21 protein-coding genes and 1 pseudogene are annotated in these 21,237 nt (G+C 74.6%); 9 read left to right on the forward strand and 13 right to left on the reverse strand.

Features of this window, described 5'->3' with window-relative positions; translation table 11 throughout:
• Window positions 1-253: 253 nt before the first annotated feature.
• The 4 genes from ACFXGA_RS28740 to sigE all read right to left on the reverse strand — a co-directional run bounded on the left by ACFXGA_RS28740 (window position 254) and on the right by sigE (window position 3,487).
• The gene (locus ACFXGA_RS28740; protein WP_378093129.1) at window positions 254-634 is read right to left on the reverse strand and encodes a sec-independent translocase; all 381 of its coding nucleotides are present in this window, start codon (window positions 632-634) and stop codon (window positions 254-256) included.
• Between the two features lie 49 nt (window positions 635-683).
• Window positions 684-2,213 (reverse strand): S1C family serine protease, encoded by a 1,530-nt coding sequence (locus tag ACFXGA_RS28745; RefSeq protein WP_378093131.1) that lies wholly within the window; start codon window positions 2,211-2,213, stop codon window positions 684-686.
• Window positions 2,214-2,294: 81 nt separating this feature from the next.
• Window positions 2,295-2,915, reverse strand: coding sequence for a zf-HC2 domain-containing protein (locus ACFXGA_RS28750; protein ID WP_378093133.1), 621 nt, complete (start codon window positions 2,913-2,915; stop codon window positions 2,295-2,297).
• Window positions 2,912-3,487 (reverse strand): RNA polymerase sigma factor SigE, encoded by a 576-nt coding sequence (sigE, locus tag ACFXGA_RS28755; protein ID WP_378093136.1) that lies wholly within the window; start codon window positions 3,485-3,487, stop codon window positions 2,912-2,914. The genes ACFXGA_RS28750 and sigE overlap by 4 nt, the downstream gene beginning before the upstream one ends.
• A 218-nt stretch (window positions 3,488-3,705) precedes the next feature.
• On the opposite strand from sigE, the gene ACFXGA_RS28760 reads away from it, so the two are divergent.
• Complete coding sequence (locus ACFXGA_RS28760; protein ID WP_378093139.1) at window positions 3,706-4,332, forward strand: O-methyltransferase; 627 nt, start codon at window positions 3,706-3,708, stop codon at window positions 4,330-4,332.
• A gap of 113 nt (window positions 4,333-4,445) precedes the next feature.
• Here the strand turns inward: ACFXGA_RS28760 and glgC are convergent, their stop codons facing one another.
• Window positions 4,446-5,660 carry a glucose-1-phosphate adenylyltransferase gene (glgC, locus tag ACFXGA_RS28765; protein WP_378093141.1) on the reverse strand — a complete coding sequence of 405 codons (1,215 nt, stop codon included), beginning with the start codon at window positions 5,658-5,660 and terminating at the stop codon, window positions 4,446-4,448.
• Between the two features lie 104 nt (window positions 5,661-5,764).
• Here glgC and glgA point away from each other — a divergent pair, with 104 nt between their 5' ends.
• Both glgA and ACFXGA_RS28775 read left to right on the forward strand, forming a co-directional pair.
• Window positions 5,765-6,928 carry a glycogen synthase gene (gene glgA, locus ACFXGA_RS28770; RefSeq protein WP_378093144.1) on the forward strand — a complete coding sequence of 388 codons (1,164 nt, stop codon included), beginning with the start codon at window positions 5,765-5,767 and terminating at the stop codon, window positions 6,926-6,928.
• Window positions 6,929-7,030: 102 nt separating this feature from the next.
• Complete coding sequence (locus ACFXGA_RS28775; protein WP_378093146.1) at window positions 7,031-8,383, forward strand: hypothetical protein; 1,353 nt, start codon at window positions 7,031-7,033, stop codon at window positions 8,381-8,383.
• On the opposite strand, the gene ACFXGA_RS28780 is transcribed toward ACFXGA_RS28775, so the two are convergent.
• A complete protein-coding gene (locus ACFXGA_RS28780) occupies window positions 8,323-9,507 on the reverse strand; it encodes an MFS transporter (protein WP_378093149.1) in 1,185 nt (394 codons plus the stop codon). The genes ACFXGA_RS28775 and ACFXGA_RS28780 overlap by 61 nt on opposite strands.
• Before the next feature lie 56 nt (window positions 9,508-9,563).
• Between ACFXGA_RS28780 and ACFXGA_RS28785 the strand changes: the two genes are divergently transcribed.
• A complete protein-coding gene (locus ACFXGA_RS28785) occupies window positions 9,564-10,430 on the forward strand; it encodes a LysR family transcriptional regulator (protein WP_378093181.1) in 867 nt (288 codons plus the stop codon).
• Window positions 10,431-11,065: 635 nt separating this feature from the next.
• On the opposite strand, the gene ACFXGA_RS28790 is transcribed toward ACFXGA_RS28785, so the two are convergent.
• Both ACFXGA_RS28790 and ACFXGA_RS28795 read right to left on the reverse strand, forming a co-directional pair.
• Window positions 11,066-12,520: a leucyl aminopeptidase family protein gene (locus ACFXGA_RS28790; protein WP_378093151.1), complete on the reverse strand. Its 1,455-nt coding sequence runs from the start codon at window positions 12,518-12,520 to the stop codon at window positions 11,066-11,068.
• Window positions 12,521-12,653: 133 nt separating this feature from the next.
• On the reverse strand, window positions 12,654-12,821 hold the full coding sequence (locus ACFXGA_RS28795) for a DUF3117 domain-containing protein (protein WP_012783412.1): 168 nt from the start codon (window positions 12,819-12,821) through the stop codon (window positions 12,654-12,656).
• A 263-nt stretch (window positions 12,822-13,084) separates the two neighbouring features.
• Between ACFXGA_RS28795 and ACFXGA_RS28800 the strand changes: the two genes are divergently transcribed.
• Both ACFXGA_RS28800 and ACFXGA_RS28805 read left to right on the forward strand, forming a co-directional pair.
• Window positions 13,085-13,864, forward strand: a complete 780-nt coding sequence (locus tag ACFXGA_RS28800; RefSeq protein ID WP_378093153.1) for a PaaX family transcriptional regulator C-terminal domain-containing protein — start codon at window positions 13,085-13,087, stop codon at window positions 13,862-13,864.
• 14 nt (window positions 13,865-13,878) lie between these two features.
• The gene (locus tag ACFXGA_RS28805) at window positions 13,879-14,658 is read left to right on the forward strand and encodes an enoyl-CoA hydratase-related protein (RefSeq protein WP_378093155.1); all 780 of its coding nucleotides are present in this window, start codon (window positions 13,879-13,881) and stop codon (window positions 14,656-14,658) included.
• Here the strand turns inward: ACFXGA_RS28805 and ACFXGA_RS28810 are convergent.
• The 5 genes and pseudogenes from ACFXGA_RS28810 to ACFXGA_RS28830 all read right to left on the reverse strand — a co-directional run bounded on the left by ACFXGA_RS28810 (window position 14,645) and on the right by ACFXGA_RS28830 (window position 17,164).
• A complete protein-coding gene (locus ACFXGA_RS28810; protein WP_378093157.1) occupies window positions 14,645-15,208 on the reverse strand; it encodes a DNA-3-methyladenine glycosylase I in 564 nt (187 codons plus the stop codon). The genes ACFXGA_RS28805 and ACFXGA_RS28810 overlap by 14 nt on opposite strands.
• On the reverse strand, window positions 15,205-15,618 hold the full coding sequence (locus ACFXGA_RS28815) for an SRPBCC family protein (protein ID WP_378093159.1): 414 nt from the start codon (window positions 15,616-15,618) through the stop codon (window positions 15,205-15,207). Before ACFXGA_RS28815 ends, ACFXGA_RS28810 begins: the two co-directional genes overlap by 4 nt.
• A gap of 235 nt (window positions 15,619-15,853) precedes the next feature.
• A pseudogene (locus tag ACFXGA_RS28820) lies at window positions 15,854-16,138 on the reverse strand (DivIVA domain-containing protein); the annotation flags it as partial.
• A 28-nt stretch (window positions 16,139-16,166) separates the two neighbouring features.
• Window positions 16,167-16,844, reverse strand: coding sequence for a permease prefix domain 1-containing protein (locus ACFXGA_RS28825; RefSeq protein ID WP_378093161.1), 678 nt, complete (start codon window positions 16,842-16,844; stop codon window positions 16,167-16,169).
• Complete coding sequence (locus tag ACFXGA_RS28830; protein ID WP_201438570.1) at window positions 16,826-17,164, reverse strand: PadR family transcriptional regulator; 339 nt, start codon at window positions 17,162-17,164, stop codon at window positions 16,826-16,828. The genes ACFXGA_RS28825 and ACFXGA_RS28830 overlap by 19 nt, the downstream gene beginning before the upstream one ends.
• Before the next feature lie 89 nt (window positions 17,165-17,253).
• Between ACFXGA_RS28830 and ACFXGA_RS28835 the strand changes: the two genes are divergently transcribed.
• From ACFXGA_RS28835 to ACFXGA_RS28845, 3 genes are read left to right on the forward strand one after another with little or no spacing between them, the layout of a single operon-like run.
• Window positions 17,254-18,420, forward strand: a complete 1,167-nt coding sequence (locus tag ACFXGA_RS28835; RefSeq protein WP_378093163.1) for a cytochrome ubiquinol oxidase subunit I — start codon at window positions 17,254-17,256, stop codon at window positions 18,418-18,420.
• A 13-nt stretch (window positions 18,421-18,433) separates the two neighbouring features.
• Entirely contained in the window at window positions 18,434-19,279 is an 846-nt protein-coding gene (locus ACFXGA_RS28840) for a cytochrome d ubiquinol oxidase subunit II (protein ID WP_378093165.1), read from the forward strand.
• Complete coding sequence (locus ACFXGA_RS28845; protein WP_378093167.1) at window positions 19,266-21,140, forward strand: ATP-binding cassette domain-containing protein; 1,875 nt, start codon at window positions 19,266-19,268, stop codon at window positions 21,138-21,140. The genes ACFXGA_RS28840 and ACFXGA_RS28845 overlap by 14 nt, the downstream gene beginning before the upstream one ends.
• Window positions 21,141-21,237 lie beyond the last annotated feature (97 nt).

Consider the following 21,237-nt stretch of genomic DNA (forward strand, 5'->3'; position numbering starts at 1 on the left):
CGCCAGGGGACCCCTGCTTTGATCTTACCGACAGGCACCGACAATTCCGGGGCCTCGCGCCCGGCCACCCCGCCCGGCCGTCGTCGTCACGCCCGGCCGCAGCGCCCGGCGGTCACGCTCAGCCCTTGCCGACCGTTGTGCCGGCGGTCCCGCCCGATCCCTGCTCCCGGCTGTCGTGCCCGGCCGTCATGCTCGCCTGTCGTGCTCAGACCTCGAGCCTCGACCGGTCGATTAACAGCGGGCCGGCCGAGGGTCAGGTGGCGTCCGGGTCGTAGGGGGGCCGCTCCCCGCGCTCCAGCGGCCGGTCCCGGCTCGTCGTGTCGCGCGCCGGCGGCACGGCCGGGTGGCCGTTCGACTTCTCGCTCGGCTCGTCGTCCCACAGGTGCTTGGTGATCGCGCGCTTGGGGTCGAAGTTCCGCAGCTCCCGCAGGTCCTCCAGGGGCTTGCGGAGCTGCTCGAACTCCGGCCCCATCTCCTGCTTCAGCTGCTCCCGCGCCCCGGTCGCGTACTCGCGGACCCGGCGGAGCGACTTGCCGACCCAGGCCGCGGCGTCCGGCAGCCGCTCCGGCCCCAGGATGAACAGCCCCGCCACGATGATGACGAGGATCTCAAGCCACCCGATGCTGTCGAACACCCGCGTGCCCCACCTTCCGCGCCACCCTGCCTGACCGCCAGCGTAGCCGTCAGTCGGACCTCAAAGTCACCTGCACGGTCAGCTCACGGCCCTGCCTGGCCAGCACGACCGGCACCGTCTCGCCGATTTCATGTTCCCTTACCGCGACCGTCAGCTCGGCGGCGTTGCGCACCATCCGGTCGCCGACCCGGGTGATGACGTCGCCCTCCTCGATGCCGGCCGCGTCGGCCGCGCCGCCCTCCAGCACGTTCTGCACCTGCGCGCCCTCGGCGGTCTCCGCCGACGCCGACCGCACGTTCACGTTCATGTCGGCGTGCTTGACCGACCCGTCGCGGATCAGCGCCTGGGACACCTTGCGCGCGTAGTTGCCGGAGATCGCGAACCCGAGGCCGACCGACCCGCCGGTCTCGGTGCGGATCGAGGAGTTGATCCCCACCAGCGCGCCGGACGAGTCGACCAGCGCGCCGCCGGAGTTGCCGGGGTTGATGGCCGCGTCGGTCTGGATCGCGTCGTAGGTGACCTGCGGCCCGCCGTTCTCGCCCGCGGCGGTCACGGGCCGGTGCAGGGCGCTGACGATGCCCTCGGTCACGGTGTTCGACAGCGACAGCGGCGAGCCGATCGCCAGCACGGTGTCGCCGACGGCCAGGTCGTCGGAGTCGCCGAACTGCAGCACGGTCGGGTTGTCCACCTCGACCTTGATCACCGCGAGGTCGGTCTTGGAGTCGCGGCCGACGACCTGCGCGACGGCGCGCTTGCCGTCGATGAACACCACGGTCAGCTTCGCCGACGTGTCCTGCACCGCCGGGGCGACCACGTGGTCGTTGGTGAGCACGTACCCGGCGCCGTCGATGACCACGCCGGAGCCGACGCCGGCCACGTTCGCGCCCTTGAACTCGATCGACACGACGCTGGGCGTGACACGCTTGGCGATGTCGGCGACCGAGCCGACGGGCCGCTCCTTGCCGGGCTTGACCTCGGCGAGCGTGACACCGCCGTCGGTGAGCGGGTTGCCGACCCGGCCCAGCAGCCAGCCGACCACGCCGCCCGCCGCGCCGACCAGCAGCGCGGCCACCAGGAGCACGGCCAGGGCGGTCGGCTTGACGCGTCGCCCGAACAACAGTTCGGGCACGCTGAGCCGCGGTCCGGGCCCGGGTTCGGCCTCGGTGTCGGCGGCGGGCTGCTCGGTGACGGCGGGCGGGCCGATGACGGCCGACGCGCCGGGGTCGCGCCACGCGTCGCCCGCGGGTTTGCCCTCCCAGAAGACGGGTTCGACCTCGGGTTCGCCGCCGAGGTCCACCGGCGGGCGTTGCAGGCGGGCGCCCGGGTCGCCCGGCGGCCGGCCGAACGCCGTGGCCAGCGCCTCCGGTGGCGGCGGCGCGAGCCGGACGGAGCCGTTGCCGCCGTCGAGGACGGGCCGGTCGCCGGCGAACGCGCCCGCCACGCCCCTCGGCCGGCCGAACACGGCCTGCTGGCCGGGGTCCACGGGCGGGCGGTTCAGCGGGCGCGGTGCGAGCCTGCGGTGCGCCCCGTCGTCGACGCCCGACCTGGGGGTCCCGTTGCCCTGCTCTGGCTCCCTCATCGCTCCCCGCACGTCGTCACACCATGGTCGTCGCGGGGCAATCGTGCCCGGCGACCGGTGAAGTTGCCGTCAGCGGGCTGGTCAGCGGCCCATCAGGCCGGTGTCGGCCACGGGTCGCAGCGCGGCGCCGGGCTCGCGGTCGGCGGCCGCGGACGACGGCGCGACCACGGGCGAGGGCTGCGGGGTGTTGCCCTGGGCGGGCACGGGCGCGGGGTCGTCGCCGCCCGGCGCGACGAGCGCGAGCGCGCCCAGCATGAGCCCGGAGACGACGACGCCGGCGCCCTGCCGAGCGCGTCTACCCCCGAAGACTCCGAAGCGGCTTCCGCCGCCGGTTCCGAAAGGGCGGCCGGCCCCCAGCACGGGACCGCTGCCGAACGCGACCCGGTCGGGCCGCTGCACGGTGACGAGCTGGCCGTCCTCGGTGACCGCGAGGCCGTCCGGCGCGCTGGGCAGCTCCACCTCCTGCGGGATCGCGCCCAGCCTGGCCAGCAGGCCGGCGGGCGCGCAGGGCGCGTCGGCGGCGCGGACCGCGGACCGCGCCTGCTGCTGCGAGTACGCCTCGGCGGCGCAGAACGGGCAGCGGGCCAGGTGGGCCGCCGCCCGGTTGTGCGCCGAGGCGGACAGCTCGCCGTCGACGAAGGCGACGACCGCGTCGGGCAGCAGGTGCTGCTCGGGCAGTTGCCAACCTCGCAGATCGGTCATGCAGAGTCCTCCTGAACGAGACCCCGACGGCGTTCCAGTGCGACCCTCAGGGCCTGGCGGCCCCGGTGGATCCTGCTCCTCACGGTACCCAGTTTCACGCCGAGGGTGGCGCCGATCTCCTCGTAGGAGAGTCCTTCCACGTCGCACAGCACCACGGCGGCCCGGAACTCCGGCGGCAGCTCGTCCAGCGCGGCCTGCAGCTCCGGGTCGAGGTGCGTGTCGTCGTAGACCTCCTCCGGCGTCGGGTCGTCGCCGGGGATGCGGTCGCTCTCCTCGGGCAGGGCCTCCATGCGCACGCGGGAGCGGCGGCGGGCCATGTCGAGGAACAGGTTCGTGGTGATGCGGTGCAGCCAGCCCTCGAAGGTGCCGGGTTTGTAGGACGCCAGGGACCGGAAGACCCGGATGAACGTCTCCTGGGTGAGGTCCTCGGCGTCGTGCTGGTTGCCGGTGAGGCGGTAGGCCAGCCGGTACACCCGGTCGGCGTGTTCGCGCACGACTTCGTCCCACGTGGGCGGGATCCACTCCACGTCGTCGATGGGGGCCGTCGGTGCGGCGGTCGGCTGCTCAGGCATCGGGCGGGTAAGCACCTCCAGTGGGCTGGCTGCCCTGCTGCACGGGTCAACGCTCGTGTCCCCTGACGTGTTCCCGTGGGTCCTGCTCGTCATGCGTTGGGACCAGCGTGACGTCCTCCCTTATAACCATCGTGAGAGGCGGCTGAGAGCACGCTGAGAATCCGGCGTCGTCCGCCGGAACCACCCGAACCGCCGCCGGCGGCGTTAGCCTTCGTGCTGTGGATGCGCCGACGCGCGAGTACGTGGAGCGCTACCTGCCCGAGGACGCCGTGATCGCGGCGGCGCGGGCTCGTGGCGCCGAGTTGGGCTGCGTGCCGATCGGGTCCGGCGGCGGGGCGGCGTTGCGGTTCCTCGCCGCGGCGCTGCGGGCCAAGGCCGTGGTGGAGGTCGGCACGGGCGCCGGGGTCGGCGCGTTGTACCTGCTCGGCGGCATGCCCGAGGCCGGCGTGCTGACCTCGATCGACGTGGCGCCGGAGTACCAGCGGGCGGCGCGGGCGGCGTTCGCGGAGGCCGGGATCGCGGTGTCCCGCACCCGGTTGATCACGGGTCGGGCGCTGGAGGTGCTGCCGCGGCTCACCGACGGCGCGTACGACCTGGTGTTCGTGGACGCGGCGAAGTCGGAGTACCCGGCGTACCTGGCCGAGGGCGTGCGGCTGCTGCGGCCGGGCGGGGTGATCGCGTTCGACAACGTGCTGTGGCACGGGCGCGTGGTCGACCCGGCCCACCGCGACCCGGACACGACGGCGATGCGCGAGGTGGCGCGGGCGGTGCGCGAGGACGACCGGCTGGTGCCGGTCATCCTGCCGCTGGGCGACGGGCTGCTGGTGGCCGCGAAGGCGGGCTGACCGGCGGGCCGCCCCGACCCGGTGGCACCGGTCCGGGCGGTATGCCCAGCCGGGTGGGGTTCGGGGCGGACGCCGGTCGGGGACCCCCGGGAGGAGGTCCCCGACCTCGCGGCTCAGTACGCCGTGACGCCCTTCCCGAGCACCGTGACGCCGCCGGTGGACACGGTGTAGCGCTGCCGGTCCGTCGCCGGGTCCACGCCGATCAGCGCGCCGTCGGGCACCACGACGTTCTTGTCCAGGATCGCCCGCCGCACCACCGCCCCGCGCCCGATCCGCACGCCCGGCAGCAGCACGCTGCCCTGCACCACCGACCCGGACTCCACCACCACGTCCGAGCTGATCACCGACCCGTGGACGGTGCCGGAGATGATCGACCCCGGCCCCACCATCGAGTCCTCGGCGCTGCCCCCGGCGATGAACTTCGCCGGCGGCAGCGGCGGCGTCGCCGTCCGGATCGGCCACGCCTGGTTGTAGAGGTTGAACACCGGCCGCACCGACACGAGGTCCATGTGGGCCTCGTAGTAGGCGTCGATGGTGCCCACGTCGCGCCAGTAGCCCCGGTCCCGGTCGGTCTCGCCCGGCACCTTGTTGTCCGCGAAGTCGTAGACGTGCGCCTGCCCCTGGTCGACGAGCATCGGGATGATGTCGCCGCCCATGTCGTGGTCGGAGTCGGGGTTGGCGGCGTCCGCGCGCAACGCCTCGATGAGCGCCTCCGTGGTGAACACGTAGTTGCCCATCGACGCGAACGTGACCTCGGGGTCGTCCGGCACGTGCGGCGGCTCCGACGGCTTCTCCAGGAAGCGGGTGATGAGCCCGGTCTCGTCGGAGTCGATGCAGCCGAACGCCTTGGCCTCGGCGCGCGGCACCCGGATGCCCGCGACGGTCACGCCCGCCCCGGTCTCCACGTGCTGCTCCACCATCTGGCCGGGGTCCATCCGGTAGACGTGGTCCGCGCCGAAGATGATCACGTGCTCCGGCTTCTCGTCGTTGACGAGGTTCAACGACTGGAAGATGGCGTCGGCGCTGCCGGTGTACCAGCGAGGGCCCAGCCGCTGCTGGGCCGGCACCGGTGTGACGTACTGGCCGAGCACATTGGACAGCCTCCAGGTGGTGGAGATGTGCCGGTCCAGGGAATGGGATTTGTACTGGGTGAGCACGCAGAGCTTGACGAAACCCGCGTTCACCAGGTTGGACAGGACGAAGTCCACCAGCCGGTAGTTACCGCCGAAGGGCACCGCCGGCTTTGCCCGGTCGGCGGTCAACGGCCACAACCGTTTCCCCTCGCCACCGGCGAGGACAATTCCCAGAACGTGCGGTTGCCCTTTCACGACAACGACCCTAACGGGGTGGGCACCGGCCCACCAACGGCGAAGTAACGCAAACTCCTCACGTTCACCCGGCCGTCCCCGGCAAGGGGGTTACGGTGGCCCCCGTGCGAATTGGACTGCTCACACGGGAGTACCCGCCGGAGGTCTACGGCGGGGCTGGGGTGCACGTCGGTTTCCTGGTGCCGAGGTTGCGCGAACTGGTCGACGTGGACGTGCACGCCTTCGGCGGGCCGCGCGCGGACGCCAGGGCGCACAACCCGGCGCACGGGCTGGAGCAGGCGAACGCCGCGCTGGCCACGCTGTCGGTGGACCTCGAGATGGCCGCCGCGCTGGGTGACGCGCAGCTCGCGCACTCCCACACCTGGTACGCCAACATGGCCGGTCACCTGGCCAAACTGCTGCACGGCATCCCGCACGTGGTGACCGCGCACTCGCTGGAGCCGCGCCGGCCGTGGAAGGCCGAGCAGCTCGGCGGCGGCTACCGCGTCTCGTCCTGGGTGGAGCGCACCGCGTACGAGGCGGCGGACGCGGTGATCGCGGTCAGCGAGGGCATGCGGGCCGACGTGCTGGACTGCTACCCCGCGCTGGACCCCGCCCGGGTGCACGTGGTGCGCAACGGCATCGACACGGCGGCCTACCACCCGGTGACCGAGACCGACGCGCTGGTCCGCCACGGGATCGACCCGACGCGGCCGATCGTGACGTTCGTGGGCCGGATCACGCGGCAGAAGGGCGTCGGGCACCTCGTCGCCGCCGCCCACCGGATCTCGCCGGACGCCCAGGTCGTGCTGTGCGCGGGCGCGCCGGACACGCCGGAGATCGCCGAGGAGACGCGCCTGGCGGTGGCCGAGCTTGCCGCCGCCCGGCCCGGGGTGTTCTGGATCCGACAGATGCTCCAGCCCGCCGAGGTGCGGCAGATCCTCAGCCACTCGACCGTGTTCGTGTGCCCGTCGGTGTACGAGCCGCTGGGCATCGTGAACCTGGAGGCGATGGCGTGCGGCACCGCCGTGGTGGCCTCCGACGTGGGCGGCATCCCGGAGGTCGTGGACCACGGGCGCACCGGGCTGCTCGTGCACTACGACGAGAAGGACGTCGAGGCGTACCGGGTGGCGCTGGCCGACGCGGTCAACGAGGTGCTGGGCGACCCGGCGCGGGCGGCGGCGTTCGGCGAGGCCGGGCGGCAGCGGGCCGTGGAGGAGTTCTCCTGGGCGACGGTCGCCGAGCAGACCGTGGCCGTGTACGAAGCGGCGCTGGCCGGCGTCCGGTGACCGACTGACACCGCGGTGTGACGGTCGCCACTCCGACGGGGTGCAACTCCCCGGGGTGGCGACCGCCTTTTAACCAGTAGGGGCGACTACTGGGGGCGGACCATGCGGTGGCTGGTGCTCCTGCTCGCGCTGGTGGCCGGCGGCTGCGCCCCGTCGGCGTTCAGCGCGGAGCAGGTCAGGTTGACCATGAAGGGGCAGCCGGTGCTCGACGCGCCGGGCCTGCAGGCGCGGGCCGAGGCGGAGCTGAGCTACACGCTGTCGTTCGGGTACGTGGCGCGGACCGGGAAGTCGGAGGTGAGCTGCTGGTTCGCCCGCACCGGGGAGGCGTTCGAGGTCGACACGCGGCTGTGGTGCGGCCCCGTGCAGGTGCCCGGCACGGCGGCGGCCACGGACTGGGTGCCGGTGCCGATGAAGGAGGTCGAGCGCGACTCGTCCGGGATCCGGCTGGAGGTGCAGCCGCCGCAGGTGCCCGCGCAGGGCTCCCGCAGCACGCCGGTGGGGAAGCTGGTGCGCACCGACGGGCGGGAGACCGAGGCCGACCAGGGCGTCGGCGAGGCCGGGCCGGACTTCCTGGCCGTGCTGCCCGACGACGGGCAGGCGCTCGACCCGGCGTCCGCGATGGTGCGCGACGACCAGTTGGAGGTGCGCGTCACGGGCTACGCGTCGCCGTCGGTGTGGCCGACGGCGGAGGGCGACCTGCGCGCCGAGCACGGGGTGGCGTTACGGGTGCTGCGGGTGCGGGTGACGCGGCACGGCGAGGTGGACTCGGCGTTCGGGCAGACGCCGTGGCGGGGGTGGGTGCCGCAGGCGCCGGAGCTGTCGCTGGACGTGCCGGGGCGGCGGCACCGGCTGCCCGCCGACCGGTTGCCGGACGACGGGTCGGCGTTGATCGTCTACACCGTGCCGGCCGGCGGCGGGCCGGAGGCGCTGGTGCTCGACACGGTCGGGGCGAAGTCGCTCCAGCAGCGGGTCCACGTGCCGTCCGGGCAGGTCGTCGGCGAGGCGCCGGCGGTGCTGCGGCGGGCGCCGGGGCCGGAGGCGATCTCGGTGTCGACGCCGGTGTCGGTGGGCGCGGCGGCCGGGTCGCTGGAGGTGGTGCGGGCGCGGCTCGGCCGGCAGCGGCCGGTGTCCAACGGCGGGCAGTACGAGCTGGCCACGGCCGGCCCGGGGCTGGCGCTGGTGGAGCTGCGGCTGGTCGGGCACGGGCTGCCGGCGGCGCTGGGCGCGGGGCGGACGGCGGGGCTGGTGACGCTGACGGTGCCGGGCGGGCAGCCGGCGCGGCAGGTCGGCGCGCGGTACGGCGGGGAGGTGTTCCCGACCGCGGTCGTGTTCGAGGTGCCCGAGGACGTGCGGTCGGTGGCGCTGTCGGTCGCGGCCGGGCGGGTCACCGTGCCTCAGCTGGGCGAGGTCGCGGTGACCGGCGGCGCGGCGGCGGAGGTGCCGTTGGACTTCTGAACCCGGTGCGCCGCGACGGCGGCGCAGGCCGCCAGCCCCAGCCACGCGGTGACCAGCGCGGTCAGGCCCGGCCAGCCGCCGGCCTGGTAGGCGGCGCTGCCCGCCGTGCCGCCCGTGCTGCTGCCGACGTAGAAGGCGAACAGGTAGACGCCCGACGCCTGGCCGCGCACGTGCTCGGGGGCGCGGGCGCCGACCCACCCGCTCGCCACCGCGTGCGCGGCGAAGAAGCCGCCGGTGAAGAGGGTGATGCCGACGGCGATCGCGGCGACGTGGTCGGGCAGCGTGAGCGCGGCGCCCGCGGCGGCCACCGCCAGGCCGGCGAGGGTGGCGCGGGCCCGGCCGTGGCGGTCGGCGAACCGGCCCGCCGCGGCGGACGCGCCACCGCCCGCCGCGTAGGCCAGGTAGACGAGGGTGGCGACGCCCGTGGCCAGGCCGAGGTCGGCGGTGAGGCGGAAGCCGATGACGTTGAAGACGGAGATGAACGCCGCCACCGCCAGGACCGCGATCGCGTACTGGCAGAGCAGGACGCGGTCGGTGAGGGCGTCCTTGAGCGCGCTCGGGCGGCGTGCGGCCGGGTGGCCCTTCGGGAGCAGGAGGGCGGCGGTGACGGCGCAGACCGCGCCGAACGCGCCGGCGAGGGCGAGGGCGGTGCGCCACGACGTGCCGTCGGTGGTGAGGCCGGTGATGAGGCGGCCCAGCATGCCGCCCGCGCTGTTGCCCGCGACCAGCGCGCCGATGGCCGCGCCGACGTGGCGCCGGCCGGCTTCCGCGGCGAGGAACGCCATGGCGGTGGCCGGGACGCCCGCGGTGGCGACGCCCTGGAGGGCGCGGGCGGCGAGGAGCGCCTCGTAGGTCGGGGCGAGCGGGAGGAGCAGACCGAGGGCGGCGGCGGTGAGGACGGACCAGGCGATGACCCGGCGTCGGCCGACGCGGTCGGCGAGGGCGGCCATCGGGATGACCGCGAGGGCGAGCGCGCCGGTGGCGGCGCTCACGGTGAGTGACGCCTGGGCCGGGGTGAGGTGGAACCGGGCGGCGATGTCGGGCAGGACCGACTGCGGTGCGTAGAGCAGGGCGAACGTGGCCACACCCGTCGCGGCGACGGACGTGGTGAGGCGACTGGGCACGTCTTCGACGCTAATCCATGCGTCCAATACGACGGTTTGCGAGAATCGATACCGTGATGGATGAATTGGTGCCGCGGTTGGCCGTCCTGCGCGCCCTGGCCGCCGACGAGCACGTCACCCGCGCCGCCGAAGCCGCCGGCGTCCCGCAACCGACCGTGAGCCGCTGGCTGACCGCGCTGGGCACGTCACTCGGCGCGCCGGTCGTCATACGATCGGGGAGACGGGTGCGCCTGACCAGGGCAGGCCGCCTGCTGTGCGAAGCCGCCGACCGCGCCCTGACCGCCCTGGAAGCCGGCCACCGCGCCGCCACCGAAGAGGTGTCACCCGAACGGGGCGTCGTCGCCCTGGGCTTCCTCCACCTGCTGGGCCGCTCGGTCGTCCCGACCCTGGTCAGCGCCTTCCGCGACGCCCACCCGTCCGTGCGCTTCCGGCTGGTGCAGAGTTCGCGGCAGGACATCCTCACCCACCTGGCGGACGGCGTGGTCGACCTGGCCCTCGTCTCCCCGCCGCCGACCGACCCGGCGTTCGCCCACGCCGTCGTGCGCGAGGAGGAGCTGGTCCTCGTCGTGCCGCCCGGCCACCGCCTGGCGGCCCGCGCGGCGGTCGCGGTCGCGGAGCTGGCGGCCGAGGAGTTCGTGGGGCTCGAACCCGGCTACGGCCTGCGGCAGATCACCGACGACCTGTGCCGGGCGGCCGGCTTCACCCCCACCCTGGCCTTCGAGGGCCAGGAAACCGAAACCGTCCGCGGTCTCGTGGCGGCCGGCCTGGGCGTCGCCCTGCTGCCGCACGCCGACTCCCCCTCCGGCCTCCCGGAAATCCCCCTGACCCCGCGCGCGTCGCGCGAGATCGCCCTCGCCTGGCCCGCCGACGTCCCCCTCCCACCCGCCGTCCGAGCCTTCCGCGACCACGCCCTCACCGCCTGACCCCCGGCCACGCCCGCCTCGCGCCTCGCCGGCCGCGCACCCGGGACGACGTCCGGGCCGATCAGGCACCCGGCCCGGGCCGGGTCCGATCCCGCCGGTCCGGCCCGCCGCGCTCGGCCTGGCCGATCCGGGCCCGGCACGTCCGGCTGCGCCCGGCCGGGCCGGCGGTGCGCCATCGGCGGGCGGCCACCGGTTCGTGCCACGGCCCAGCCGGCGGCGGTGGGCGGTTCGGCCGGGTCGCGGTCAGGGCCCGGCGGTCCAGGCCGGCTGATCCGGGCCATCCGGTCCGGGCCGGCCCGTCTCCGCTCGCCGGTCCGGGCCGGCTGTTTCAGGCTCGCCGGTCCCGGCTGGCCGGTCCGGGCCGGCTGCTCCAGGCTCGCCGGTCTCCGCTCGCTGCTCCGGGCCGGCTGCTCCAGGCTGGCCGGTCCGGGCCGGCTGCTCCAGGCTCGCCGGTCCCGGCCGGCTGGTCCGGGATCGCCGATCCGGGTGGCCAGCGGCCGGCGTTGGACGGGGCGGGGTCGGGGTGGTCAGGGGGTGGGTGGGGCACTGGTCGGGAGGGGTGGTCGGGGGCGGTTGCGGTTCCTCGATTCAACCGAGGTACGGTAACGGTGTTTCCGTACAATTTCGGGACATGATCACCCGATCGTGTTGGTCGGGGTGGCGGCGTAGGTCTCCGCCAGTTCGATCAGGGTCCGCGCGGCGAAGCCGGTGGCGCCCGCGACGACCTCGTCGTACACCTTGTCCGCGCGCGCCGGGCCCGCGATGTCCAGGTGCGCCCACGGCACGTCGCCCGCGAACTCGCGCAGGAACAGCGCCGCCGTGATGCCGCCCGGCCCCGGCGGGCACTGGCGGACGTCCGCGATGTCGCTCCGCACGTCCTCGACCAGGTCCGCCAACAGCGGCATCCGCCACCACGACTCGCCGACCCGCGCCCCCGCCTCCGCCACCCGCGCGGCGAGGTCGTCGTCGGTCGCGAACAGGCCCCCGGTGCGCAGGCCGAGCGTGACCTTCATCGCCCCGGTCAGCGTGGCCACGTCCACCAGCACGTCCGGCCGGAGGTTGCGGACCGCGTAGGCCAGGGCGTCGGCCAGCACCAGGCGGCCCTCGGCGTCGGTGTTCGTCACCTCGGTCGTCGTCCCCCCGTAGTGGGTGATGACGTCACCCGGTCGATACGCCGACCCGGACACGTGGTTCTCCGCGGCCGGCACCAGGCCGGTCACCCGGACGGGCAGGCTCTGCCGGGCCACGCCGATCAGGGCGGCGATCACCGCCGCGCCGCCGGACATGTCCGTGCGCATCAGGTGCATGCCGTCCGCCGGCTTGACGGAGATGCCGCCGGTGTCGAACGTGATGCCCTTGCCGACCAGCACGAGGTGCGGGCCGCCGTCCCCGGTCCCGGGCCAGGTCAGCTCGATGAACCGCGGCGGCCGGGCCGAGCCGCCGCCCACGGCGAGCACGCCGCCGAACCGCTGCTCGGCGAGCCACTTCTCGTCCCGCACCTCGACCCGCAGGCCGGGCACGGCCTTGGCGGCCTTCACGGCGGCGGCGGCCAGCCAGGCCGGGTCCTTGACGTTCGACGGGGTGTTGGCCAGGTCCCGGCTCAGCGAGGTGGCCGCCGCCAGCGTGGTCGCCTTGCGCACGACGTCCGCCACCCCCGGGGCGGCGGTCACCAGGCGCAGGGACTTCACCCGCTTGGGTGGTTCCTCCCCGGTGACCTTGAACCGGTACCCGCCCAGGGCGATACCGAGCGTGAACGCCGCCACGGCCTCGCCCGCCACGTCGTCGGGCAGCAGCACGTCGTAGGTGGTCGCGCCCTTCGCGGCGTCCGCGTCCAGCGCCCGCACCAGGGCCGCGCCGGCCTTGCGCCAGTCGCCGGGGGCGCCGTCGCCGACCCCGACGACCCGGTCCCGCCCCTGCCGGGACGTCGCGCCGGCCCGGCCGCTCACGTCGTCGGCGTCCACGACCCGCTCCGCGCCCGGCCCGAGCCGCGCCTCGTCCCCGCCGGACGCGACGAGCACCGCGGGCACACCCCGGCGGAGGGTGTCGGCCACCTCGACGGTGACCAGCGGGGTGGGCAGGGGTGCTCGCACGGGGACCTCCGGGGGACGGGCGTGGTCGATCACGCCGGGTGGACAAGCCGCAGGTGGGGGCCGCGGCGCGACGTAGCGATGCCCCGGTTCCACAGTGGAAACCGGGGCTTCGACGCTTTCTCTCTCCGGCCGGTCAGCCGGCGGCTGCCTTGAGGGCGTCGCCCAGGGCGTTGGCCTCATCCGCCGACATCTCGACGACGAGGCGCCCACCACCCTCGAGCGGAACGCGCATCACGATGCCGCGCCCCTCCTTGGTCACCTCGAGGGGACCGTCGCCGGTCCGGGGCTTCATGGCCGCCATCGCGTGCTCCCTCCGTCAACATCTTCCCCGTCCGACCAGGGCCGGATACTCCGCCCATTCTCCCCTATGCGGACTCGGCAGCGAAACCGAACCGATCTTTCCGGCCGGCCGGCGACCTGCCGGCGATCATCACCGAGCCGCAGATCAGGGCCAGGATCGCCGCCTCCCAACGACTTCCGCGGCACGCCGCCGACCGTCACCTGGTCGTGACCCGTCACCGCTCTGTGGCGTGTCGCGGGGTGGCCCTGACACACTCGGACCTCGTGCGAGCCCGTTCCGCGCTCTTCGACGTCTACGGCGGCCACCTCCGCGAGCGGGGTGGCGCGGCGACCATCGCCGCGCTCGTCCGGTTGCTGGAGCCGCTGGACTTCGCCGCGCCCGCGGTGCGCACGGCGGTGTCGCGCACGGTGCGGCAGGGCTGGTTGGAGCCGGTGCGCCTGCCGGGCGGCCCGGGATACGCGATGACACCCCGCGCGGAACGCCGGCTGGACGAGGCGGCGGCCCGCATCTACCGCACCCGGCCGTCCACGTGGGACGGTCGGTGGCACGTGGTGGTGCTGGAGGAGCTGCCCGCGCGGGAGGCGCGGGAGCGGGTGGCGTCGTCGCTGCAACTGCTCGGTTACGGCGCGTTGGGGCCGGTGACGTGGGTCGCGCCGCGCCCGTCGCCGGAGCTGGCGGACGTGCTGGCGGCGGAGGGTGTGGCGGGCAGCACGTTCCTCGGCGGCCACGAGGGCGACCCGGCGGAGCTGGCGGGCCGGGCGTGGGACCTGGCGACGCTGGGCCGCGACTACGCGCGGTTCGTGGCGGAGTGGGAGCCGGTGATGTCCGGTGTGGACGGTACGTCCCCGGCGGCGGCGTTCGCGGCGTCGCAGCGGTTCCTGCACGCCTGGCGCAAGTTCCTGTTCCGCGACCCGGGCCTGCCGCGGGAGCTGCTGCCGGCCGACTGGCCGGGCGCGGACGCGGCCGCGTTCTTCGACCGGCACACCAACCGCCTCGCGCCCGCGGCGGCCAAGTTCGTCGACGATTGCCTCGCCCACCACTGACCGGAGGTCCACCCGTGTCCGAACTCCTCATCGACGACGCCGACGGCGTCCGCACGTTCACGCTGAACCGGCCCGAGTCGTTCAACTCGTTCACGGTGGCGTTGAAGGAGCGGTTCCTGGAGGCGGTGGTGGAGGCGGCCGGCGACGACGCCGTGCGGGCGGTGGTGGTGACCGGCGCGGGGAAGGCGTTCTGCGCCGGTCAGGACCTCAAGGAGCACGTGGCGTTGTTGGAGGCGGGCGACCCGGCGCCGCTGGAGACGGTGGAGAAGCACTACAACCCGCTGGTCAAGGCGATCGTGGGGATGCCGAAGCCGGTGATCGCGGCGGTGAACGGCATGGCGGCGGGCGCGGGGGCGTCGTTGGCGTTCGCGAGCGACCTGCGGGTGGCCGGGGAGGGCGCGAAGTTCCTGATGGCGTTCGCGAACGTGGGGTTGACCGCGGACTCGGGCGCGTCGTGGACGCTGCCGAGGCTGATCGGGCACGGGCGGGCGATGGAGATGATGCTGCTGGCGCAGCCGGTGGACGCGCGGGAGGCGTTGCGGATCGGCCTGGTGGGTCAGGTGGTGCCGGACGGCGAGGTGCTGTCGACGGCGCAGGCGCTGGCCCGGAAGCTGGCCGCCGGGCCGACCACCGCCTACGCGAAGATCAAGGAGGCGATGGCGTTCTCCGGCGCGCTGGCGGCGGCGTTGGAGGTGGAGGCGCGCACGCAGGCGGAGGCGGGGGCGACGGCCGACCACCGGGAGGCGGTGGCCGCGTTCGTGGCGAAGCGGAAGCCGACGTTCACCGGCCGGTGACGGCCTCGGCGGCGCGGAAGCAGGCCGCGATGTGGTCGTCGACCATGCCGGTGGCCTGCATCAGCGCGTAGCAGGTGGTGGGGCCGAGGAAGGCGAAGCCGCGGCGCTTGAGCTCCTTGGCCATGGCCTTGGACTCGGGGGTGACGGCGGGCACGTCGGCGATCGTGGCGGGCCGTTCGTGGTGCTCGGGCGCGAACGACCAGAGCAGGTCGTCCAGCGGCACGTCGAGTTCGGCGACGGCGCGGGCGTTGTTGATCGTGGCGTCGATCTTGGCGCGGTTGCGGACGATGCCCGCGTCGGCGAGGAGCCGGTCGACGTCGTCGGGTCCGAAGGCGGCGACGCGCTCGGGCACGAACCCGGCGAACGCGGCCCGGAAGTTCTCGCGCTTGCGCAGGATGGTGATCCAGGACAGGCCGGACTGGAACGACTCCAGCGCCATGCGTTCGAACAGGGCCGACTCGCCGTGCAGCTCGACGCCCCACTCGGTGTCGTGGTACTCGACGTAGTCGGGGGTGCTGTCGCCCCACGGGCAGCGGACGACGTCGGTCACGGGGTGTACCTCCGGGCGAATGCGGCGAAGCGGTGCAGCGAGAGTCTCACACCCGGCGCGAAGGCCAGGTTGAGCGGCAGGGCGATGTCCTCGGACCAGACCAGCTCGCTGCGGTCCGGGCCGCGCGGGACGACGCGGAACTCGCCGGCGCCGCGGACGAGGCGGCCGGTGTGCTCGACGGCGCACCGCGCGGGTGGTTCCCACGCGGTGATGCGCATGGTGTCGGTGAAGCCGAGCCGGCCGACGCCGGTGAACGCGGTCAGCCCGCTGCCGACGCTCGCGCCGTCGCCGCCGGTCACGCGGACGGTGGTGGCGAGCATCCACTCGCCCTGCCTGGCCCAGTCGGTGAGCGCCGCCCAGGTGGTCCGGGCGGGCGCTTCGACCTGGACGCGCAGGTCAAGCCGGGTCACGCTCGGGTTCCCGGTCCGGTTCGCGGTCCGTGCCCGGGTGCGCCGCGGCGGGCCGCCCGGCTTCGGTTTCCCGCTCGGCCGCGGTGTCGCGGTCGGTCCCGGTCCCCCGGTCCGCCGCGCTCGCGTGGGCGGCTTCGCCCTCCGGGTCGGTCCCGGCCCCGTTCCGCGCCGCGGTCGCGGCGTCGCGGTCGGCCGGGGTGGTCGCCGACGTCCCGGTGGCGGGTTCGACGCCCGGTTCGGCCTCCAGCTCGGCGACCCGGTCGCGCAGCCGTTCGACCTCGCCGGCCAGGCGGTCCAGCGCCCAGTCCACCTCGGTCATCTTGTAACCGCGCATGACCTGCTGGAACTTCAGGTCACGCACGTCCTGCGGGGTCACGTCGTCGGCCGGCAGGCGGGTCGGCGACGCGCCGGGCGGCAGCGGCGCCAGCTCCTCGCCGCGCCCGAACACCAGCGCGGCCAGCAGGAACACCACCGCCGCCACGAGCGCCATGATGACGATGTAGAAGAGCGCTGAGGTCACGTGACGATCGTGACACATGCCCCGCGGGTCAGACCGACGAGAACACCACACAGCGCCGGGCGAGGACGGCGAGCCGCAGCGCGATGGCGAACGAGAACGCGGTCGCGGCGGCCACCGGCGGCGACAGGAGCAGCCGCTGGGGGTCCAGGTAGGCGGTGGCGGCGAGGATGGCCACGTTGCCGAGCAGGGACAGGCCGACCGACCCGACCGCGACGACCCCGGCGAGGCGGGCCAGCGTGGCGGTGCCGACGGTGGTGCGGGCGAGCCGGCGTCCGACGAGCAGCGCGAGCACCGCCACGCCCGCCACGACCCACGCCGAGGCGTCGTTGAAGCGGGCGACGGCGAGGTACCAGTCGGGCGGCGGGGCGGCGAAGTCGGTCCACGCGCCGATCCAGAACATGCGGTTCAGCTCCCACATCACGTAGGCGAGGGGGAGGACGAGCGTCACCGACCGCAGCGTGCGCGTGCCGTGGGCCAGGGCGAGCAGGCCCTGGTACTCGCGGGCGATGGTGGCGACGGGGCCGAACTCGGCGACGGCGCGGCGTTGGGCGGCCTCCTCGCCGAGCCCGCCGTCGCGGTGCGCGGCGGCGGCGTCGTGGAGGCTGTCGCGGGCCTCGGCGAGCAGGTCGCCCTTGACCGGGTCGGGGCCGCGCAGGCGTTGGTCGAGGGCGGTCACGTAGTCGTCGATCACGCCTGCGCCGGCCACGGCCCACCTCCCAGCACGCCCTCGATGGCGGTGGTGAACTCGCGCCACGCGGTGCGTTCGGCGGCGAGCGCGCGCTGGCCCGCCTTCGTGAGCCGGTAGGTGCGGCGCTGCCGGCCGCCGACGGTGCTCCACTCGCTGGCGACCAGGCCCGCGGTCTCCAGCCGGCGCAGGGCCGGGTAGACGGTGCCGGTGGGCAGGTCGAGCGCGCCGCCGCTGCGCCGTTGCAGCGCCTCGATGATGGCGTAGCCGTGCAGCTGGCCGCCGTCGAGCGTGGCCAGCAGGAGCGCGTCGAGGTGCCCGCGCAACGCGTCGGACTTCATGGGTAGCCACTCTACGGATCAGGGCCGGTCGGCGGAATCGGGGACATCCCCGATGTTAAGTTGTCTGCCTACATATAACGTAGCTACTCATGGATGCTCTCGGACTGGCCCGGCTCCAGTTCGCCACCACCACGTCGTTCCACTTCCTGTTCGTGCTGCTGACGCTCGGACTGGTGACGTCGGTGGCGGTGATGCAGACCCGGGCCACGCTGTCCGCCGACCCCGTGCACGCCCGGATGACGCGCTTCTGGGGTCGGCTCTACGTGGTGAACTACGCGCTCGGCATCGCGACCGGCATCGTCATGGAGTTCCAGTTCGGGTTGAACTGGTCGGGGCTGTCGACGTTCGCGGGCGACGTGTTCGGCGCGCCGCTGGCGCTGGAGACGCTGGTGGCGTTCTTCCTGGAGTCCACGTTCCTCGGCCTGTGGATCTTCGGCTGGGACCGGGTGAACAAGTGGGTGCACCTGGCGCTGATCTGGCTGGTCGCGCTGACCGCGTTCGCCTCCGCGTTCTGGATCATGATGGCGAACGCGTTCCTCCAGCACCCGGCCGGGCACGAGCTGCGCGACGGCGTGCTGCGGCTGGTGGACTTCTCCGCGCTGGTGGCCAACCCGACGTTCGGGACGGCGTTCCTGCACGTGTGCTTCGCGTCGCTGACCGTCGGGGGCGTGTTCCTGACCGGGGTCAGCGCCTACCACTTCCTCCGGCGCACCCCGGAGGTGGACTTCTTCCGCCGGTCGCTGCGGCTGGGCGTGGTGCTCACGGCGGTGGCGACGCCGCTGCTGGTCGGGTTCGGGTTCGGGCAGTTCCCGATCGTCCGGGAGTACCAGCCGGACAAGTTCGACACGGTCGGCGCGGTCGACGGCGCGGGCCTCGGCTTCATGATCCAGATCGGGTTCGCGCTGCTGCTGGCGAGCTGGGCGACGGTGCCGCTGCTGTTCCGCGACTGGGTGGTGCGGCTGCGGTTCCCGCTGTACCTGATGGTGCTCGGCATCCCGCTGCCGTTCGTGGCGGCGATCGGCGGGTGGCTGTTCCGCGAGGTCGGGCGGCAGCCGTGGCTGGTGCAGGGGCTGCTGACCACGCAGGACGCGATGTCGCACGTCGACCGTGACCAGTTGCTCGTGTCGTTCGTCGCGTTCACCGGCGTGTTCGTCGCGCTGGCGGTCGCCGACTGGGTGCTGATCGCCCGGTTGGCGCGGCGCGGACCGGTGTCCTCCGACGAGGCGCCGGTGTCGCCTCTCGTCCCGGCGCTGTAGAGGGGTGTGTGGCGTGGAAGGTGTGTGGGTTGGCCTGCTGACGTTCCTGACCTGCGGTTACTTCGCGTTGGCCGGGTTCGACTACGGGGTCGGGGCGGTGCTGCGGCTGGTCGGGCGCGACGAGCCGGAGCGGCGGGCGGTGCTGCGGGCGGTGACGCCGTTCTTCCTGGGCAACGAGGTGTGGCTGGTCGCGGCGGCGGGCGTGCTGTTCGGCGCGTTCCCGAGGCTGGAGGGCGAGCTGCTGTCGTCGCAGCACACCGTGTTCGCGGTGCTGTTGGCCGGCTTGGTGTGCTTCACGGTCGCGGTGCAGCTGCGGTCGCCCGGCTGGGACTTCACGCTCGTCGGCGGCGCGCTGGTCGTGGCGGTGGCGTGGGGCGTGCTGCTGGGGCGGGTGCTGGGCGGTCCGGTCGTGGTGTGGGGCGCGGGGACGGCGGTGCTGTTCTCGGCGCACGGCGCGGTGTTCCTGGCGTGGCGGCTGTCGGGCGGCCTGCGGGAGCGGGCGGTGCGGATCGCCCGGTTCCTCCTGCCGGCGGTCGCGGTGTTCGTGGTCGCGGCGGTGGTGACGGCCGGGCCGGTCGCGGCGCCCGCGTTCGGGGTGACGGCGGTCGTGGCGCTGGCGCTGGTGGGCGCGGCCTGGGTGGCGTTGCGGGGGCGGCGGCACGGGTCGGCGTTCGCCTGCACGGCGGTGGTGTGCGCGTTGCCGGTGGTGGGGGTGTTCGGCGCGCGGTCGGTGGTGACGGTGTCGGTCATGGCGGACCTGCCGACGTTGCGGGTGTTGACGTGGGCGGCGGTCGTGGTGGTGCCGCTGGTGCTGGTGTTCCAGTGGGCGACGTGGTGGATGTCCCGTGCGGCACGGTGACCGTGGGTACGTCGTCGTCCTGTCGGCGCTGGCGGTCGTCACGGCCGCGGTGGTGTTGGCGCAGGCCGAGGTGGTGGCGTCGGTGCTGGCCGGCGGGTGGTCGGCGTGGTGGCTGGTGGCGGTGGTCGCGGCGCGCGGGCTCGTGGTGTGGGGCGGGCGGGTCGTGGCGCAGCGGCACGCGGCGTCGGTGAAGGCGTCGTGGCGCAAGCGGGTGCTGCGCGGGGCGGCCGGGTCCGGGGACCGGGCCGGGTCGGTGGCGACGCTGGTGGTGAAGGGGCTGGACGCGGTGGAGCCGTACTTCGCCGGCTACCTGCCGCAGCTCGTGGTGGCGGCCGTGGTGCCGGTGGCGGTGGTGGCGCGGTTGTCGTTCGCGGACCTGGCGTCGGGCCTGGTGGTGCTGGTGACGTTGCCGTTGGTGCCGGTGTTCGCGGCGTTGGTCGGGATGCGCACGCGGGACCGGACGCGGGCGCAGTGGGCCGGGTTGGCGGTGGTGGGCGGGCACTTCCTGGACGTGGTGCGCGGTCTGGGCACGTTGACGGTGTTCGGGCGGGCGGCGGCGCAGGCGGGGACGGTGCGGGCGATGGCGGGGGCGCACGCGGAGGCGACGTTGCGCACGTTGCGGGTGGCGTTCCTGTCGGCGTTGGTGCTGGAGCTGGTGGCGACGCTGTCGGTGGCGCTGGTGGCCGTGCCGGTGGGGTTGCGGCTGCTGGAGGGCGGGGTGACGTTGCGGGTGGCGCTGCTGGTGCTGCTGCTCGCGCCGGAGGCGTACCTGCCGCTGCGCGCGGCGGGCGCGCAGTTCCACGCCTCGGCCGAGGGCCTGGCCGTGCTGGAGGCGGCCGCCGCGCACGCGTCCCCGCCCGGTGCGGTCACGCGGGATGCCGGGTCGGAGGGGGCGGGGGAGCCGGCGGACGTTTCCTCGGCCGCGCAGGGGTCTCGGCCGAGCGGATCGCCGACCGCGGCGCTTTCCCGGCGGGACGAGCCGCCGGCCGCGCGAGGGGGCGGGCTGTCGGCTGCGCACGGCTCGCCGCAGGGTTCGCCGCCGGTCGAGCCGCCGGCCGCGCACCGGTCACAGCCGCACGAAACAGCCACCGCGCCGCGATCCGGGCCGCACGCATCGGCCGCACACCGGTCCCACCCGGCCGAAGCGCCGGCTGCGCAGGCGTCCCCGCCCGGGGGATCCCCGATTTTCATGCTGCCACAACGGAACGGCGGGGCGAAGGGCGTGGACGCGGCCTGTGGACAACTCGGCGTGCCGGCACCCGACCTGCGGTCCGCCGAGATCGTGGTCGACCGGGTGGTCGTCCGCTACCCCGGCCGTGCGAGCCTGGGCGAGCTGTCGTTGCGCATCGCGCCCGGCGAGCGGATCGCGGTCGTCGGGCCCAGCGGCGTCGGGAAGAGCACGCTGCTGGGCCTGCTGCTCGGCTTCGTGACGCCCGCGTCCGGCCGGATCACGGTCGGCGGCGTGGACCTGCGGGACGTCGACCGGCGGTCGTGGCTGCGCCAACTCGCCTGGGTGCCCCAACGGCCCACGCTGTTCCCCGGCACGGTCGCCGACAACATCGCACTCGGGTCGTCCGGTGACGTGCGGGCCGCCGCGGCGGAGCTGGGGTTGGGGCACCTGGTGGACGCCGCGCACCCGCTGTCCTCCGGCGAGCGGCAGCGGGTGGCGTTGGCGCGGGCGTTGCTCCGGGACGAGGCGCGGTTGCTGCTGTTGGACGAGCCGACGTCCCGGTTGGACGGCGGGACGGAGGAGGCGGTGTTGCGGGTGACGCGGCGGTTGGCCCGGGGTCGGACGGCGCTGCTGGTGGCGCACCGGCCCGCGGTGCTCGACGAGGTGGACAGGGTGGTGGCGCTCCGGTGAGGCGGCTGGTGCCGGCGGTCGCGGCCGGGGTGGCGGCCGAGTTGGCCGGGATCGGCCTGATGACGACGGCCGTGTGGCTCGTCGTGCGGGCCGCCGG

This window comes from Actinosynnema sp. NPDC059335, assembly GCF_042752395.1.
GTDB lineage: Bacteria > Actinomycetota > Actinomycetes > Mycobacteriales > Pseudonocardiaceae > Actinosynnema.